At 35.8% G+C, this 17,684-nt stretch carries 15 protein-coding genes and 2 tRNA genes; 9 read left to right on the forward strand and 8 right to left on the reverse strand.

All coding sequences use genetic code 11. The features are described 5' to 3' along the window. Positions 1 to 20: 20 nt before the first annotated feature. Positions 21 to 1,232 (reverse strand): S1C family serine protease, encoded by a 1,212-nt coding sequence (locus tag FRX51_RS04285; protein ID WP_261379798.1) that lies wholly within the window; start codon positions 1,230 to 1,232, stop codon positions 21 to 23. A 205-nt stretch (positions 1,233 to 1,437) separates the two neighbouring features. Here FRX51_RS04285 and rlmH point away from each other — a divergent pair, with 205 nt between their 5' ends. Next, positions 1,438 to 1,917: a 23S rRNA (pseudouridine(1915)-N(3))-methyltransferase RlmH gene (gene rlmH / locus FRX51_RS04290; RefSeq protein ID WP_146496155.1), complete on the forward strand. Its 480-nt coding sequence runs from the start codon at positions 1,438 to 1,440 to the stop codon at positions 1,915 to 1,917. Between the two features lie 25 nt (positions 1,918 to 1,942). Continuing rightward, entirely contained in the window at positions 1,943 to 2,611 is a 669-nt protein-coding gene (locus FRX51_RS04295) for a YoaK family protein (protein ID WP_146496158.1), read from the forward strand. Between the two features lie 17 nt (positions 2,612 to 2,628). On the opposite strand, the gene FRX51_RS04300 is transcribed toward FRX51_RS04295, so the two are convergent. Then, positions 2,629 to 2,702, reverse strand: a tRNA-Arg gene (locus tag FRX51_RS04300). Between the two features lie 154 nt (positions 2,703 to 2,856). On the opposite strand from FRX51_RS04300, the gene FRX51_RS04305 reads away from it, so the two are divergent. Further along, positions 2,857 to 2,928, forward strand: a tRNA-Glu gene (locus FRX51_RS04305). A 73-nt stretch (positions 2,929 to 3,001) separates the two neighbouring features. Here FRX51_RS04305 and FRX51_RS04310 read toward each other — a convergent pair. The 4 genes from FRX51_RS04310 to FRX51_RS04325 form a co-directional block, all read right to left on the reverse strand. Further along, positions 3,002 to 5,584: a YfhO family protein gene (locus FRX51_RS04310; RefSeq protein WP_146496160.1), complete on the reverse strand. Its 2,583-nt coding sequence runs from the start codon at positions 5,582 to 5,584 to the stop codon at positions 3,002 to 3,004. A 62-nt stretch (positions 5,585 to 5,646) separates the two neighbouring features. Next, a complete protein-coding gene (locus FRX51_RS04315; protein ID WP_146496162.1) occupies positions 5,647 to 7,266 on the reverse strand; it encodes an ATP-binding cassette domain-containing protein in 1,620 nt (539 codons plus the stop codon). Positions 7,267 to 7,461: 195 nt separating this feature from the next. Continuing rightward, the gene (locus FRX51_RS04320) at positions 7,462 to 7,959 is read right to left on the reverse strand and encodes a helix-turn-helix transcriptional regulator (RefSeq protein ID WP_315897491.1); all 498 of its coding nucleotides are present in this window, start codon (positions 7,957 to 7,959) and stop codon (positions 7,462 to 7,464) included. Between the two features lie 135 nt (positions 7,960 to 8,094). Next, positions 8,095 to 8,964: a YitT family protein gene (locus FRX51_RS04325; protein ID WP_146496164.1), complete on the reverse strand. Its 870-nt coding sequence runs from the start codon at positions 8,962 to 8,964 to the stop codon at positions 8,095 to 8,097. 107 nt (positions 8,965 to 9,071) lie between these two features. Between FRX51_RS04325 and trpS the strand changes: the two genes are divergently transcribed. From trpS to FRX51_RS04340, 3 genes are all read left to right on the forward strand, one after another. Next, entirely contained in the window at positions 9,072 to 10,091 is a 1,020-nt protein-coding gene (trpS, locus tag FRX51_RS04330; protein WP_146496166.1) for a tryptophan--tRNA ligase, read from the forward strand. 71 nt (positions 10,092 to 10,162) lie between these two features. Further along, complete coding sequence (gene guaB / locus FRX51_RS04335) at positions 10,163 to 11,644, forward strand: IMP dehydrogenase (protein ID WP_146496168.1); 1,482 nt, start codon at positions 10,163 to 10,165, stop codon at positions 11,642 to 11,644. Between the two features lie 50 nt (positions 11,645 to 11,694). Beyond that, the gene (locus FRX51_RS04340; RefSeq protein ID WP_146496170.1) at positions 11,695 to 12,567 is read left to right on the forward strand and encodes a GRP family sugar transporter; all 873 of its coding nucleotides are present in this window, start codon (positions 11,695 to 11,697) and stop codon (positions 12,565 to 12,567) included. 18 nt (positions 12,568 to 12,585) lie between these two features. Here the strand turns inward: FRX51_RS04340 and recF are convergent, their stop codons facing one another. Together recF and yaaA are read right to left on the reverse strand one after the other, a co-directional pair. After that, positions 12,586 to 13,683 (reverse strand): DNA replication/repair protein RecF, encoded by a 1,098-nt coding sequence (gene recF, locus FRX51_RS04345; RefSeq protein ID WP_146496172.1) that lies wholly within the window; start codon positions 13,681 to 13,683, stop codon positions 12,586 to 12,588. Position 13,684: 1 nt separating this feature from the next. Then, a complete protein-coding gene (gene yaaA / locus FRX51_RS04350; RefSeq protein ID WP_146496397.1) occupies positions 13,685 to 14,059 on the reverse strand; it encodes a S4 domain-containing protein YaaA in 375 nt (124 codons plus the stop codon). Positions 14,060 to 14,168: 109 nt separating this feature from the next. Between yaaA and yfmF the strand changes: the two genes are divergently transcribed. The 3 genes from yfmF to FRX51_RS04365 are packed head-to-tail and all read left to right on the forward strand — an operon-like array spanning position 14,169 to position 17,675. After that, positions 14,169 to 15,410 (forward strand): EF-P 5-aminopentanol modification-associated protein YfmF, encoded by a 1,242-nt coding sequence (gene yfmF, locus FRX51_RS04355; RefSeq protein WP_146496174.1) that lies wholly within the window; start codon positions 14,169 to 14,171, stop codon positions 15,408 to 15,410. Between the two features lie 3 nt (positions 15,411 to 15,413). Continuing rightward, entirely contained in the window at positions 15,414 to 16,700 is a 1,287-nt protein-coding gene (gene yfmH, locus FRX51_RS04360) for an EF-P 5-aminopentanol modification-associated protein YfmH (RefSeq protein WP_261379799.1), read from the forward strand. A 57-nt stretch (positions 16,701 to 16,757) separates the two neighbouring features. Continuing rightward, positions 16,758 to 17,675 (forward strand): helix-turn-helix transcriptional regulator, encoded by a 918-nt coding sequence (locus FRX51_RS04365; protein WP_146496176.1) that lies wholly within the window; start codon positions 16,758 to 16,760, stop codon positions 17,673 to 17,675. Positions 17,676 to 17,684 lie beyond the last annotated feature (9 nt).

Below are 17,684 nucleotides of genomic sequence, written 5' to 3' on the forward strand. Positions count from 1 at the left end.
TGTCAATTCTTCTGTCAATTTTATTGACGTGATAAATCTTGTGTACTTTTCGTTAATTTAATCGTTTCTGTCATCTTTTTCGTTCCTCTATAGAAACTAATCGTCATGTCATCACCTATTTTATGCTTGTAAAGTAAACTTTGTAAGTCACTTGTATCATTGACTTCTTGTCCATCAATTTCTGTAATCACGTCATATTTTTCTAATTTTCCATTAGATGGCATATCTGTTTGAACAGCTGCAACAACAATACCAGAAGTGACCTCGTTAGGAATTTTTAGCTGACTAATAGCAGTGGTAGAAAGTTGATTAAGATTAACCATTGAAATACCAAGAGCAGGACGATTAACTGAGCCATTATCTTCTAATTGTTTAATAATTTCAACGACATCATTCGATGGGATAGCAAAGCCCATGCCTTCTACAGATAAGTTAGCATTTAATCTGCTAGTGGCAATTTTACTTGAGTTAATACCGATAACTTGACCTTGAATATTGACTAGAGCTCCACCAGAGTTTCCAGGGTTAATGGCAGCATCAGTTTGAATGGCATTGGTTGAAATGGTTTGACCATTTTCATCCGTAGAAGTGACAGTTCGACTAAGACTAGAAACAATTCCTTGAGTGACAGAATTGGCATATTCACTCCCCAGAGGACTACCAATAGCGATAGCTGTTTCTCCTACTGTTAAAGCAGATGAATCAGCAAATTCTGCGACATTTTTAACCTTTTCAGAAGAAATACGAACAACAGCTAAATCAGAATAAGTATCTGAACCGATTAACTTACCAGCAACCTTTGTGCCATCGGCTAAGAGAATTTCAATTTTTTCAGCCCCGTTGATGACGTGATTATTGGTTACGAGATAGGCATATTTACCATCTTTTTTATAAATAACGCCAGAACCTTCCCCATAGACTTGTAAATCAGATTCATCATCAAGACGCTCATCAGTAGCTTCTATGCCACCAAATAGACTAGCTAGACTAGAACCAGCTGAGTTTTTCTGATAGTTGATGACAGAAACAACGGCATCTTGAACGACTTTAACTGCCTTACTGGTTGAGGTTTCGTTTTGATAAGTCACTTGGCTAGTTTTAACCTGACTAGTAGTTGTTAGATTATTTTGGTTCATCATTAGCATGGCCATCCAACCACCAACAAATCCGACTAGAAGAATAAAACCAGTTTTAATCAATTTTTTGAAGATAGATGTTTTATTAGTTTCCACAGTATTCTCCTTTTATTTTTATCCTTATTATAGCAAATTTAACTTAAGTTTAACTTAATTATCAACAAGAACTTATACACAAGTTGTGGATAAGTTTTGAAATCAGTTAACTTCTTTGCTATTAACTAGGTTTTACTCAATCAATTTTAAGTTTTAAATTGTGGATAAGTTTGTTGAAAAAATAGACTTGTGCTATACTAGATTTATGAAAGTCAAAATTATTTCAGTAGGAAAACTTAAAGAAAAATACCTTAAAGACGGTATTGCAGAATATACCAAACGGTTGGGACGATTTACTAAGCTAGATTTGATTGAATTAGCTGATGAAAAAACACCTGATAAGGCAAGCCTAGCTGAAAATCAACAAATTATGGCGAAAGAGGCCGAGCGAATTCTAAGTAAAATTTCTGAACGTGAATTTGTCATTGCTCTAGCTATTGAAGGTCAGCAATTATCCTCTGAAAATTTCAGTAAGTTTTTGGCTGATACGACGCTTAAAGGTTTTTCAGACATCACTTTTGTCATTGGTGGGAGTCTAGGTTTAGCACAGCAAGTTAAATCACGGGCTAATTTTTTGATGAGCTTTGGTCAATTTACCTTACCTCACCAACTGATGCGTTTGGTTTTGTTAGAACAAGTTTATCGCGCTTTTATGATTCAACAAGGAAGTCCCTATCATAAGTAGTTTCACGTGAAACAAGGAAGAAAAAATGTCAAAAAAACATTATCGTATTTTTGAAGGTTTACGTTTTGCTAGTTGTTTAACCTTTATCAGTGGCTATATGAATGCCTTTACCTTGGTTACTCAAGGAGGTCGATTTGCAGGTATCCAATCAGGTAACGTGGTTTTTTTAGCTTACCATCTAGCTAAAGGCGCTTTTGCAACTTCACTTCTTTTTCTAGTGCCAATTGTTTTCTTTATGCTAGGTCAAGCCTTGACTTATTTAGCACGATCCTATTGTGTCAAAAGAAAGCTACCTTGGCATTTATCTGGTAGTTTAATCATGACAGGCTTAGTATTCTTTGCCATTATTTTAAATCCTATCATAGGGCACTCTTTAACTATTGCAATTTTGTCCTTAGCAGCTTCAGTGCAAATTGAAACGTTCAGACATCTTAGAGGGGCTCCCTATGCTAATGTGATGATGACAGGTAATGTTAAGAATTCAGCTTATTTAGTTATCAAGGGGTGGATGGAAAAAGACATGATGTTATTTAAACAAGGTTGCTATATCTTTATTACCATTATTAGTTTTGGTTTAGGGGTTTTATTATCGACCAGTTTATCTGCTCAATTTGGAGAATCTGCCCTTATTTTCTTGTTGTTGCCTATGTTTTATATCAATTATCAATTATGGAAAGAAAAACAGTCTAGCTAAGCTAGACTGTTTTGATATGATTCCAGCAGGATTTGAACCTGCGACCGTTCGCTTAGAAGGCGAATGCTCTATCCAGCTGAGCTATGGAACCTTAATACATTTTATTTTATCAAAATATTAGTTAATTTGTCAATCTTTAATCTGATTTTGATTATTTGACAAAAAATCTTATTTTTTTTTGAAAAAAGACTAGACAAACCAAATTTTTCTGCTATAATAATAAGAGTAATAAGTCATTACAAAATGGTCCGTTGGTCAAGGGGTTAAGACACCGCCTTTTCACGGCGGTAACACGGGTTCGAATCCCGTACGGACTATTCTAACAACTGCTAAGCAGTTGTTTTTGTTTTAATCATTAAAAAACTTCTGAGTGAATCTCAGAAGTTTTTCTTATTTTTTTGATTGACGTTGATAAATATAATAACTAGTCATTCCCAAAATGCCGATTAAGGATAACCCAATTCCTAAGATAAATCCTTGTGGAATGAAGCTAAGGGTAACATTACCACTTCCTGCCGGAACATCAACAACCATGAAACCATTTTGTGCTCGTCTAATCGGTAGTTGATGACCATTTTGCTTAGCTGTCCATCCCTTATCGTAAGGGATGGTAAAGAGAATTGAACTTTTCTTGTCTGTTGAGTAAAAAGCAGTGACTTGATTTTGTGTTGTGCTAACTTGAATCGTTCGCTGATTGATGGTGTTCATCGCTTCTTGGTAGTTGGTCAAGTTAATCGCATAAAAATTAGGTGCAGTAAAGTTGACTTCTTGTTCTTTTCCAAACTTAAAAGTAATACGATGTGTTCCTGCTTCTAAATATGCTCCCAGATTAAATAAGCTGTAAACATTTGATATGGTATAGTTATAATCAGTTCCATCAATATTTATCTGGAAATTTTTGGTGTCTTTATTATTGAATGTTAAATTAGGAACACTAACATAAACTTGACGGTTAGCTGGTACTTGGACAGTATAGCTAACACTAGTAGTTCCTTCAGTATTAGGTTTTACGGTGACTTGTTTATCAAGAATAGTCGCCCCAGCTTCCATATTGGTATTTAGTTTGGTAAAGTAATTAAGAGAAAGACCTGAAATTTGATTGAGTAATTTAGATTGATTGTCAAGTGTATTTACAGTAATGTCAATATCCTTGTAAACTCCGTTAGTTAGCAGACCAAGTTGGCTAGCATATTGATTCTGATAGAGTTTCATACCTGTATCTTCAAAAACTTGTTCAAAACCAAATTTATTTGGCATCTTTTGACTAAAATTATATTTAATGCCAAGCAAGCTATCCATGATAATTGTATTGTTTTGATAACGTAAATTTAAGTTGGTTCCTGTAGATTTGAAACCTAGTCTATCTAATAAACTACTAGATGATCGATTACGAATTGATGAAAATTGTGATAGGCCATAATAATTAAATTTCATACTATCGTTACCAGTCTGAGGATAGAGACGTTCCATACGGAAAAAAGTATTTGAATTGTCTTTAGCATATTTGACAATCTTGTTAATTTCTTTAAGATTTTTAGCATAGGATTCTTTGGTTGGGAAGACCCATTCTTCTCTTAGACCACTAACTTGGTAGTAGGTGTTGATACTTGTTTCGCCAATGGTAAAGATTAGCGTAAATATTGTAAACACTAAAAAACTAATTTGCTTTTGAGCGTGAGAAATCAAAATAGTGGCATAAGCAAGCATAAAAATAGCGGTTAAGATGAACTGGTTAAATTCTAGAAAATCATATCTTTTCGTAAAGAAAGTTGTTGCGATAAAGCCTAGACTAAGAAAAATTAAGGCTGGTAAAAACTGTTTCCAATTTAATTCTGATAGGTGATTTAGACTCTCTCCTGCTAGCAGAATAATTAAGAAAGATAATAGCCAAGCATAACGGTGCAAAAACATATTCGGAGCATGCATCCCTTGCCATATTAAATCAAGTGGTTGGAAGTAGAAACTCACAATTAAAAAGAGAAAGAGTAGGGCATAAGCTAGTCTGATTTGCCATTTGATTGACGAGATTGTAAAGTAGGTCAAGGCTAGAATAAGTGGTAGTAAACCAACATAAATCATAGGAATGGCACCAAACTTCGTCGTATCATAGGCTCCAATGAAGTTTTTTGCAAATAAATCAAGATACCAAGCACCTTCTGTAAAGAGTTTAGTGATTTCAGTAAACTTTTCACCATGAGCTTTAAGGTCAAGATAGGTTGGCAAAAGCATGATTGAGCTAGATAGACCAGCTAAGATTGACACGATGGTAAATGATTTACAGTTTTGTAAAATCTTTTTCCATCCAGAAGTTTTGGTTTGCTGAACTAAGAAGTATAGGGTTAGGAAGATAGCTGTCATAAATCCAAAATAATAATTTTGGATAAAAAGAGTTGTCAATGTGAGATAGTAAAGAAGATAGCCTGATTGATTGAGTAATTGGTGTAAACCTAGGATAATCAGAGGGACTAGGATAAAGACATCGAGCCACATGTTAATTTCTAATTGGCTAGTAGCAAAACTCATCAGACTGTAAGAAACAGATAAGACAAGGATTAGAGGCAACTTGACATTATTGTAAAGTTTTCTCAAACTATAAGCACTAGACAGTCCAATTAAGCCAAATTTAACCAAGGTTACAAGGTAGATGGCATCAGGCATATTAGTATTATTAAAGAAATAAAAAATAGGTGAGAGAAAACTTCCTAGGTAATAGCTAATAAGTGCATAGAAGTTTAGTCCTAAGCCACTGGTGAAGGTATAAAATAGACTGTCTTGTCCATGAAGGATATTTTTTAGCATCTCAGCAAAGACAACATATTGATGAAAACCGTCACTGGCTAAGATAGTGCGATCAGCACCCCAAGAGATACCTTGACTAAGTAAACTAATAAAGATAATGATAAGTGGTAGTAAAAAAGCAGATAGATAGAAAAGGTAGTTTGTTTTTTCTCTTTTTTTGTGAATATTAAACATAGATTTTCCTTTTTAATAATGAAAAAGTGTGATTAAGAAAAAGAGTTGGGTAGCCAACTCTCTTATTTCCAAAGTTCTTGGACTTTTTCTTGGACTTCTTTGTTTTCAAGAAATTCATCGTAAGTTTCATCAATTCGGTCAATGACCCCATTTTTTGAAATCACAATAATGTGATTAGCGAGGGTTTGAATAAATTCATGGTCATGACTGGCAAAAATGATACTTTCTTTGAAATCTTTAAGTCCATCGTTAAGACTTGAGATAGATTCAAGGTCCAAGTGATTAGTCGGGTCATCAAGTACTAGGACATTTGATTTAAGGAGCATGAGTTTAGATAACATCACACGGACTTTTTCTCCTCCTGACAGGACATTAACGGATTTATTAACATCATCGCCAGAGAAGAGCATACGACCTAAGAAGCCACGAAGGAAGGTATTATCGTCTTCTTCTTTGCTAGCGAACTGACGCAGCCATTCAAGAATGGTTTCACCACTGGCAAAATCACGAGAATTATCTTTTGGTAGATAACTACGGCTAGTTGTCACACCCCATTTAATGGTTCCTTCATAGTCAATATCACCCATTAGGGCACGAATTAGGGCTGTTGTTTGAATATCATTTTGCCCAATCAAGGCAGTCTTGTCACCTGGACGTAGGATAAAGCTGATATTGTCTAAGATAACTTCACCGTCAATGGTCACTTTCAAATCTTCAACGGTCAAAAGGTCATTACCAATCTCACGCTCAGCTTTGAAGTTGATAAATGGATACTTGCGACTTGACGGAACAATTTCTTCAAGTTCAATTTTATCAAGCATTTTTTTACGAGAAGTTGCTTGTTTTGATTTAGAAGCGTTGGCAGAGAAACGAGCAACGAATTCTTGTAATTCCTTGATTTTTTCTTCAGCTTTAGCATTGCGGTCAGCTTGTAAGCGAGCAGCCAGTTCAGATGATTCTTTCCAAAAATCATAGTTACCAACAAAGAGTTTGATTTTACCGAAATCAAGGTCAGCCATGTGCGTACAAACTTTGTTTAGGAAGTGACGGTCATGGGAAACAACGATAACCGTATTTTCAAAGTCAATTAGGAAATCTTCCAACCAGTTAATTGATTGAATATCTAAACCGTTGGTTGGCTCGTCAAGTAAAAGAACGTCTGGTTTACCAAATAATGCCTTGGCTAAGAGAACTTTTACCTTATCTCCATTAGCCAACTCGCTCATGGTTTGATAGTGCAAGTCTTCAGCAATATTAAGGTTTTGTAGGAGTTGTGCAGCTTCACTTTCGGCTTCCCAACCGCCAAGTTCTGCAAATTCTCCTTCTAACTCGGCTGCACGGACACCATCTTCATCAGAAAAATCTTCTTTCATGTAGATAGCATCTTTTTCTTTCATGATGTCGTAGAGTGTTTGGTTACCCATAATAACCACATCAATCACGCGCTCTTCTTCATAGTCAAAATGATTCTGACGAAGGACAGAAAGACGCTCATCTGGACCAAGGGAAATATGACCTGTACTTGGTTCAATATCACCAGCCAAAATCTTTAGAAAAGTTGATTTTCCAGCACCATTAGCACCAATTAGGCCATAGGTATTACCAGCTGTAAATTTGATATTAACATCGTCAAAAAGTTTACGATCACTGAAACGCAGTGACACGTCTGAAACTGTTAGCAATTTGATTACCTCATTCTTTATAATCTTCTTTATTCTACGATAAAAAGCTAGATTTTTCAAGAAAAACAAGGCGGCTAGTGGTTTTATTTCAAATAAAAAAATTGACAAACTTGTTAAGTTTGTCAATTTAGTGTCAAGATGACCAAAAAAGGAGAGTAGATAAGATAGTTCTCAAGAAGAAAATCAACCAGCTGGTCAGCAGTAAAGCAGTACAAAACCTAGTTCACTTTGCCATTTGGGAATTTTTCTCTGCTTACCATTTAGAAAGTTGACAAGGTCTGCATAGGTGTTCAAAGAATATTTTTTGATAATGTAGCAAACTTGAACTAAAGAAAATAGGAGAATACCACCTAAAAAAGTAATGAGTAGCGAAAATTGATTACTGTCTAGTAAATAACGTGTGGGATAGACGACAAAAAAGGTAAAATAGGATAGGGCTAGAATGAGCAACCATTTCTTCAAGAGTTTTTGTTTAAGCACTTGTTTCATAATGGGAAGATCTCCTTTGACTAAATAATCCAAAGAGATGTCAAAATAGGTGGCTATTAAGAGTAGGCTGTTGATGTCTGGGTAGGTCTTGCCTGTCTCCCAGTTGGAAATGGTTTGACGAGAAACATAGAGTTTTTCAGACAAGTTTTCTTGCGATAGCCCCCTTTCTTTCCTTAATTCAACCAGTCTTTTTTGTAACTCCATAATGATCTCCTTGGTTAACTTTAGTTTAGTCCTTTTACGCTTAGTTTACCATAAAAAGTCTTGGACAAGCCCGAATATCCTTGTCAAAAGGCTTTGACAGAGTTGAAAAATTGATAACTTGACAGGTTTGTAAACCTACATAGGCAGGAGAATATCTTCTTCCCTTAGATAATGCTTGGTCATACTAAAGCCACGCCCAAAAACTTGACTGGCTGGCATGACAACAATAAAAGCTGTTTCATCAATGGCTAAAATATGTTTTTGTAAGGCAGGAAATTCATAGCTCGAAATAGTGGTCATGAGCATGGTTTTCTGAACAGTAGAATAGCCCCCTTGAATGGGAATGATGGTGACACCTCGATCAGTAACCGTGGTGATATGTGTTTGGATGGCTGTATTGTTTTCGGAAATAATCATGACGGTTTTAGATGTGTTAAAACCAATTTCCATTTGAGAGATAATGTAGCTAATGACGATTAGTGCTAACGTCGAATACATGACTTGATCAGGAGAAAAGGTAATTAAGCCCATTAAAACACTGATGCCATCAATGATAATGACAGCAGCACCTAATGAGAGTGGCGTATATTTATGTAAGATTTGAGTAATGATTCCTGTTCCACCAGTTGATGAATTTCCCCTAAAAACTAAACCTAGTCCAAAACCAACAACAACACCACCAAAGATGGCTGCTAACAGAGGATTATTAGTGAGCGTTGGTAAATCAGCCGTTAATCGAATAGCAAAAGGATACATTAAAGATCCGAAAATTGTCTTGATAAAGACGGATTTTCCTAATAAAAAATAGCACATCAAGAGTAGCGGAATGTTACTAAACATGAGAACAAATGATGGGCTTAGTCCAAAGAGTTGTTTGAAAACAACAGACAGCCCAATCATGCCCCCAGAAGCGATATGATTGTCTAAAAACATGGTATTAAAACCACTAGCAGCAATGAATGAACCAAGAGTCACCAAGACTAAATTTTTCAGAGTTTGTTTCATGATTTTCTCCTCGCTTAATTTTCCCTTGTTATTATGCCCCAAGCGACTATCTGCTGTCAAGATATGTGGTATAATCTAATGAGGAATAAAAAATAAGGGAGTTTGGTATGAAACCAATTATTTTAACCGGTGATCGACCGACTGGTCAGCTTCATATTGGTCACTATGTAGGTAGTTTGAAAAATCGTGTTTTGTTACAGAATCAAGATAAATATGACATGTTTGTCTTTTTAGCCGATCAGCAAGCCCTAACTGACTATGCTAAAAATCCACAAAAAGTACGTGAGTCAATTGGTCAAGTGGCCTTGGACTACTTGGCTATTGGACTTGATCCCAAAAAAGTTACGATATTTATTCAAAGTCAAATTCCAGAATTGGCTGAATTAACTATGTATTATATGAATTTGGTGTCGTTGGCTCGGTTAGAGCGAAACCCGACAGTTAAGACGGAAATTGCACAAAAAGGCTTTGGTGAGTCGATTCCAACTGGATTTTTGGTTTATCCTATTGCTCAAGCAGCTGATATTACAGCTTTTAAGGCTAATTTTGTTCCTGTTGGAACCGATCAAAAACCGATGATTGAGCAAACACGAGAAATTGTTCGTAGTTTTAATCATACCTATCAGACAGATATTTTGGTTGAGCCTGAAGGCATTTATCCTGAAAATGAAGCAGCAGGTCGCTTACCTGGTTTAGATGGCAATGCTAAAATGTCTAAATCGCTAAATAATGGTATCTTCCTAGCAGATGATATGGATACAGTACAGAAAAAAGTTATGAGCATGTACACAGACCCTAATCATATCCGAGTGGAAGATCCAGGTCAAATTGAAGGCAACATGGTCTTTCATTATTTAGACGTATTTGGTCGCAAAGAAGATACTGACACCATAGCTGAAATGAAAGAACACTATCAACGTGGTGGTTTGGGTGATGTTAAGACCAAACGTTACCTACTAGAAATTTTAGAGCGTGAATTAGCCCCTATTCGTGAGCGACGTTTAGAGTATGCTAAGGATATGGGTGAAGTTTACAATATGTTAGAAAAAGGCAGTCAGGTAGCTCGACAAAAAGCTGCTCAAACGCTCTCAGAGATTAAGGCTGCTATGGGCATCAATTATTTTTAATTGCCTAATGACTTAACCTACAAAACTTGCTATAATAATAAAAATACATTTGAAAAGAGGAAGCTACTGTCATGTCAAATTGGGACACCAAGTTTTTGAAAAAAGGATTTACATTTGACGATGTCTTATTGATTCCAGCTGAGAGTCATGTTCTACCAAATGAAATCAATCTTCAAACTAAGCTAGCTGATAATTTAGTATTGAATATTCCAATTATCACAGCTGCTATGGATACCGTAACGGATAGTAAAATGGCCATTGCGATTGCCCGTGCGGGTGGCTTAGGCGTTATTCACAAAAACATGTCAATTCAAGAACAGGCTGAAGAAGTTCGTAAGGTTAAACGTTCAGAAAATGGTGTCATTATCGATCCATTTTTCCTAACACCAAATCATACGATTGCAGAAGCTGATGAACTAATGGGACGTTACCGGATTAGTGGTGTACCAGTCGTTGAGACACTGGAAAATCGCAAATTGGTAGGTATTTTAACTAACCGTGATTTACGTTTTATCACGGATTACAATCAACCGATTTCCATGCATATGACTAGTCAAAACTTGGTTACTGCACCAGTTGGGACTGATTTGGAGACAGCAGAGCGTATCTTGCAAGAACATCGGATTGAAAAACTTCCTTTGGTTGATGCAGAAGGCTGCCTGTCAGGTTTGATTACAATCAAAGATATTGAAAAAGTCATTGAATTTCCTCATGCCGCAAAAGATCAATTTGGTCGTCTATTGGTTGCAGGAGCAGTGGGTGTCACATCGGATACCTTTGAACGTGCTGAAGCTCTCTTTGAGGCAGGTGCGGACGCTATTGTCATAGATACAGCTCATGGTCACTCAGCAGGAGTATTGCGTAAGATTGCAGAAATTCGTGCAATTTTCCCAGATAAAACATTGATTGCTGGTAATGTGGCAACTGCTGACGGAACAAAAGCTTTGTATGAGGCAGGTGTGGATGTTGTTAAGGTAGGTATTGGTCCGGGTTCAATCTGTACCACTCGTGTCGTTGCAGGTGTCGGCGTACCGCAAGTAACCGCCATTTATGATGCTGCAGGAGTGGCGCGTGAGTATGGTAAAACCATTATAGCTGATGGTGGGATTAAATACTCAGGTGATATTGTTAAAGCTTTAGCAGCAGGTGGTCATGCTGTAATGTTGGGTTCTATGTTTGCTGGAACTGATGAAGCACCAGGTGAAACAGAAATCTTCCAAGGACGTAAATTCAAAACCTATCGTGGCATGGGTTCAATTGCAGCGATGAAAAAAGGGTCAAGTGATCGTTACTTCCAAGGAGCAGTCAATGAAGCTAATAAGTTGGTTCCAGAGGGAATTGAAGGTCGTGTAGCTTATAAAGGTGCTGTTGCTGATATTGTTTTCCAAATGTTAGGTGGCATTCGTTCAGGGATGGGTTACGTTGGTGCAGGTGATTTAGCAGCATTACATGACAAGGCACAATTTGTTGAAATGAGTGGTGCAGGTTTAATTGAAAGTCATCCACACGATGTTCAAATTACGAATGAAGCACCAAATTATTCAATGAGATAAGAAAAGAACTGATTTACCCAGTTCTTTTAATACTGTAAAGGAGAAGATTAATGATAGGAATTTTATATGCTTTAGTTCCCATGGTAGCGTGGGGAAGTCTTGGTTTTATTAGTAACAAAATAGGTGGTAATGCAAATCAGCAAACCTTTGGTGTAACCTTGGGAGCAGTACTATTTGCAACGACGGTTTATTTGGTTGTTAGACCAGATTTGACCTGGTCAACATGGTTGTTTGGTATTATAGGGGGGATTCTTTGGGCAGTTGGTCAAAATGGACAATTTAAGTCGATGCAATATATGGGCGTATCAGTTGCTAATCCCTTGTCAAGTGGTAGTCAATTAGTTGTTGGTAGTTTGATTGGAGTTCTTGCTTTTCAAGAATGGACAAAACCGATTCAGTACAGTTTAGGAATGATTGCTATGATTTTCTTACTAGTTGGTTTTTACTTTTCGAGTAAGCAAGATCCAGATAAAGAAGTTCTTGATAATAGTCAGCCTCGTGATTTTAAAAAAGGCTTCCAAGCTCTAACGACTTCAACCCTGGGTTATGTTTCTTACACAGTCTTTTTTAACAACATTGTCAATCTAGATCCGATTTCAGCGATTCTTCCAATGTCTTTTGGTATGGTATTTGGGGCAGCCATGTTTATGAAGTTTCAAGTTAATTTTGAACCAGTAGTTTTGAAAAATGCCTTGGTAGGTATCTTATGGAGTTTTGGTAATATTTTTATGCTTTTTGCGGCTGCAGAAGCAGGTTTAGCGATTGCTTTTTCATTCTCTCAACTAGGTGCAGTTATTGCTATTATTGGTGGTATTCTCGTTTTAGGGGAGAAAAAGACCAAGAAAGAGATGAAATGGGTTCTAATCGGTATCAGTTGCTTTATTATTGGTGCAGTCTTGTTAGGTGTTGTAAAATCATACTAAAAGAAGTTGACAGTGTTGTCAACTTCTTTTGTTTTGAATATTACCAGCATGAATATCAAAAATCGTCATATCTTCTGGCAAATGGTTGAGATGGTCTAGGCTAGTAGTGGTAATAAAGGTTTGAACATCCTTATCAATGCCTTCTAATAATTTGGTTTGACGATAATTATCTAATTCACTCATCACATCATCTAATAATAAAATAGGAAAATCGCCAGTTACTTTTTTAATTAAATTGATTTCAGCCATTTTTAAGGATAAAATCAAGCTTCTATGTTGTCCTTGACTGCCAAAACTAGCAGGCATGTCATTGATAAAAAATTGCAAGTCATCACGATGAGGACCAAGACCAGTATTTTTTTTGAATAAATCTCTCTCTCTAGAATCAAGTAATTCTTGTCTAAAACAATCTTCTAAATGATTGACATGATCAAATTTGAAACTTGATTGGTAGCTGATAGTCAACCTTTCTAAATCATTTGAAATTAAAGTATGATGTTTGTTAGCTTCTTGTTCTAATTGTTTGGTAAAATCTAGTCTTTGTTTGATGACTCGACTACCAAAGTGAACTAGTTGGTCATCCAAAACTGCTAAAAAATCCCTGTCGATTTGTTTAGTCGTTTTAAGGTAACTATTTCTTTGTTTAAGCACATGATTATATTGTGCCAAGTCTGCCAGATAAATTGGTTTAATTTGTCCCAAATCGATATCTAAAAATTTACGTCTTAGGCTAGGGGAACCTTTAACCAGTTGTAAATCTTCTGGAGCAAAGAGAACAATAGTCATCGTACCGATATAGCTAGACAATCTATCCTGTTTAAGATGATTGACTTTGATAGTGCGTCCCTTACTAGAAAGTTGAATATCAAGATTTACAGATGATGTCAACTTCTGTAAATCTCCCGTCAACTTTATAGTATCGCAATTAAAACAAATCAAATCTTTATCTGATCTCGTTCGATGACTACGGGTTAAAGCTAAAAAATAAATAGCTTCTAAAAAATTAGTTTTTCCCTGAGCATTTTGACCAAGAAAGATGTTTAAGTGGGGAGAAAATTGAACCTGACAATCTTGATAATTCCTAAAATTCTTTAATGTTAAGTTTTGCAACCACATGTTAAGTACCTGGGAAACGGACAGGTTTCTTTTTATTTTGACTTGTTTTTTTAACTGGCTTGCTTATTTTTTGGGTTTGGTTTTTATTTAAGTTTTTAACTAATTCTGCAACCCTCTTTTTTTCTTCTTGTTCAGCCTTATATTGTTCTTTTTCTGATTGACTAGGCTCAACCATGATAATTTTAATGTTTTGTTGGGGAAGATCGACAATATCACCAAGACGAATTTTTTTACCTCGACGTTTTTCATCTTCTCCATTAAACAAAACAGTGTGCTCTGCTAAGAATGCTTTAACTGCACCACCTGTTTGAATAATTCCTTGCTCTTTTAAAAGAGCTTGTAATGTAATATAGTCACTAAATAATTTGTAATTGATCATATTTTACCTCTCATTTAATATTATAACACGTTTCGTCATTTTTAGTGGGCGAGGAAGGGATAAAATGGTATAATGAAAAACGATACTATTCAATTGGAGAAGGACAATGGAAATTGTAAAAGGTGTTAACCTGCATGTCGTTCAGACTAAAAAATTTAAGACGAATCATATTACCTTTCGCTTCTCCACTCCTTTGAAGCGACAAACACTTGCCCGTCGTGCCTTGATAGCCCAACTACTTGAAACCGCCAATGCTAAGTATCCTAATTTGCAAGTTTTTAGACAACAGTTGGCACATCTTTATGGAGCAACTTTGTCAACTAAGGTGTCAACTAAAGGCAAGGTTCATGTACTAGATATTGATATTAATTTTGTTTCAGATCCCTATAGTATGGGAGAAGAAATTTTAGTAGAAATATTTGATTTTTTATTTCACATTCTTTTTAATCCATTGGTTTCTGTTGTTCAATATCAACAAAAATTTTTTAATCGTGAAAAGGCCAACTTACTTCATGCGATTAGTTTAGACATGGAAGACTCTTTTATTTACAGTGATTATCAAGCAAAACATCTATTTTTTGAAGACGATTTATTAGCTCTGCCAAGCTATGCAGATTTGGATTTGGTTGAAGAAGAAAATTCTTACACAGTTTATCAAGAATTTCAAAAAATGCTTCAAGAAGATCAAATTGATATTTTTGTGGTCGGTGATGTTGATGCTTATCGAATTGTTCAGCTGGTTCATCAATATCCTTTAGAAGAACGTCAAGTCAGCTTGGATTATTTTTATGATCAACCTTATACTAATGTTGTCAAGCAAAAAGTAGAGCAAAGTCATAATCAACAATCTGTTTTACAACTTGTTTACAATCTCGATATAAATAATCAAGAAAAGTTTCAGGACTTTAGCTTACTTGTGTTGAATGGCATGTTTGGTTCATTCTCAAATTCTCGACTATTTACAGAAGTTAGGGAAAAAGAAGGTTTATCTTACCATATTGGCAGCTTTACAGATAGATTTACAAAAACTTTACAGGTTTACGCAGGGATTGATGCTAAGGATAGAGAGATAACCTTGCGTTTGATTCAAAAACAACTAAACGACTTTAAAAGAGCTCGTTTTTCTATCAATCTTTTGGAACAGACTAAGACTTTATTGCGAAATAATTTGATATTGTTGGAAGATCACCAAAAAACTTTAGTCGATTTATTTTATCATCAGCGTTATTGTGGTAGTCAACCTTTGGAAACAATTTTAGATGAACTTGATAAAATTAGTAAAGAAGATGTGGTGGCTCTGGCTAATCAGATTAAGTTACAAGCCATTTATTTTTTAGAAGGGAGCTAGTGATTGTCAGCGCTTAATAAACTTAATCATCCTAGAATTGCTCAAGAACTTTACACCTATACTTTTAATAATGGTTTTATGATCTACCTATTACCCAAAGAAGATTTTAAGGAAGTTACAGGTGTTTTAAGTCTTAATTTTGGCTCTATTGACAATAAGTTGACACTAATTGATGGTCAGGAAAAAAGTTATCCAGTAGGAGTAGCTCATTTTTTAGAACATAAATTATTTGAGTTAGCTGATGGTAAAGATGGGGCTCTTGAATTTGTAAAATTGGGTTCAGAGGTCAATGCCTTTACTAGTTTTGAACAAACAAGCTACTACTTTACTGCCAAGGATCAGATTGGTCAGAATATTGATTTACTTTTTCAGTTGATTTCAAGTCTAACAATTACAGCAGAATCAGTTGAGAAAGAAAAAGCAATTATCGCACAAGAAATTGACATGTATCAAGATGATACGGATTACTTGCTTTACTCAGGCGCTTTACAAAATCTTTACCCAGAAACGAGTTTGGCAGAAGATATTGCTGGACGTAAAGAAGAAATCAAAACCTTGTCAATTAAAGATTTACAGGAAAACTATGCTCATTTTTACCAACCACAAAATATGTCTTTGGTTTTGGTAGGTGACTTTGATGTCAACGAGGTTTACAATGACATTGACAAGAGTCAGAAACGTCATTTTAGCAACATGGGAAGGTCAGATAGTTGTCGAACACCATTGACTAAGACCCAAGTTATTCCGAAACGCACAGTAAGTGTACCAGATATTAGTAGGCCTAAATTAGTTTTGGGGATTCGAAGTAGCTATAATAGTCAATCTCTCTTGAAACAAAAATTAGCTTTGCAACTCTTTTTTGCCATGTTATTTGGTTGGATGTCAAAAAGCTATCAAGATTGGTATGAAGCAGGTAAAATTGATGATTCTTTTGATTTTGAGATTGAGCTAGGTTCTCGTTTTGCCTTTGTTCTTCTTTTCTTAGATACAGAAGAGCCAATCGCCATGGCTCGCTTATTAAAGCAAAAATTGAGTAAGGCAGGGCAAATGATGGATTTGACTGAAAAACATTTTAATTTGGTCAAGCGAGAGTTATATGGTGAATTTTTACGCAGTTTGGACGATGTGTCGCACTTGGCTAGCCAATTTTCAAGTTATGTTGCAGATGGTTCTAACTATTTGACTATGGCTGATTTGCTAGAGCAGTTGACTTTAGCAGACGTTGTTACCATTGGCAGAGAATTTCTCAAAGAAGCGGAGATGACAGAATTTACGATTTCTCCCCAGTAGTGCAAAAGAAGATATTTTGATATAATTTACTAGTATAGATGATTGAGGAGAACAAGTATGAGAGAAGCAAGTATTGGTGAGTTGTTACGGCAAGCCCGAACCAAAAAAGGATATGATTTAGAACAAATAGCAGAGCTGTCTAAAGTTCCTCGTCACTATCTTTTGGCCATGGAGATGGATCAGTTTAAGTTACTGCCACAAGAATCGGTTAATTCATTTATTGAGCAGTATGCTGAAGTTGTTGATCTGGATGGTGTGTCTTTAATTCATGGCTATCGTAACATGAAATTAAGTCAACAAAAACCAAAAGAAAAAGTAGATTTTTCTGAGAAAGACAGCAAAACCACCTCCCCTAAGATTCAATCAGAACCAGTTAAAACAGATTCTATTAGGGAACTAGAGAAGACAACAAATTTTGTGCAAACAAGAGGAAGTCGTCATAAAGAAGAAAAGAAGTCTTATCTTCCTTTTTTGATTTTAGTAGCACTTTCTTTAGCCATTGTCGGTTTTGTGGCGTATGTTAGTTGGAACCAAATGCAAAATAATTTGACGTCATCTAGTCAGCCGTCTTATTCGATGGTTCCATCATCTTCTAGTGACTCAGAAAGTAGTGTTTCTACTAGTCAAGAAGAATCCTCAAGCACTACTCCTCAACCGAGTTTGACAACTACTGGTGGAGAAGATAACTTGGAAGTAGCCTTGAGTAATCCAAGTTCAGAAGTTGTGATTAGTTTTCAACTTGTAGAAGGGGATGAGAGCTGGGTTGCTGCTTACACCGATCAACTAGGAGAGCAAGGTGCTTTATTGACACCTGATAATCTAGAGTATCAAGTCACCTTACCGCAAGATGTAGTATCAACAGTTTTGACTTTAGGCAATGCTCAAGGGTTAGCAGTAACAATCGATGGGCAAAAACTTGATTTGTCGGCTTTAACGTCTAGTTTAAGCTATGTGACATTGACAATACAAGAATAAAAGGTTTTT

It is taken from the genome of Streptococcus sp. sy010, from assembly GCF_007859175.1.
In the GTDB taxonomy this organism is placed as follows: domain Bacteria; phylum Bacillota; class Bacilli; order Lactobacillales; family Streptococcaceae; genus Streptococcus.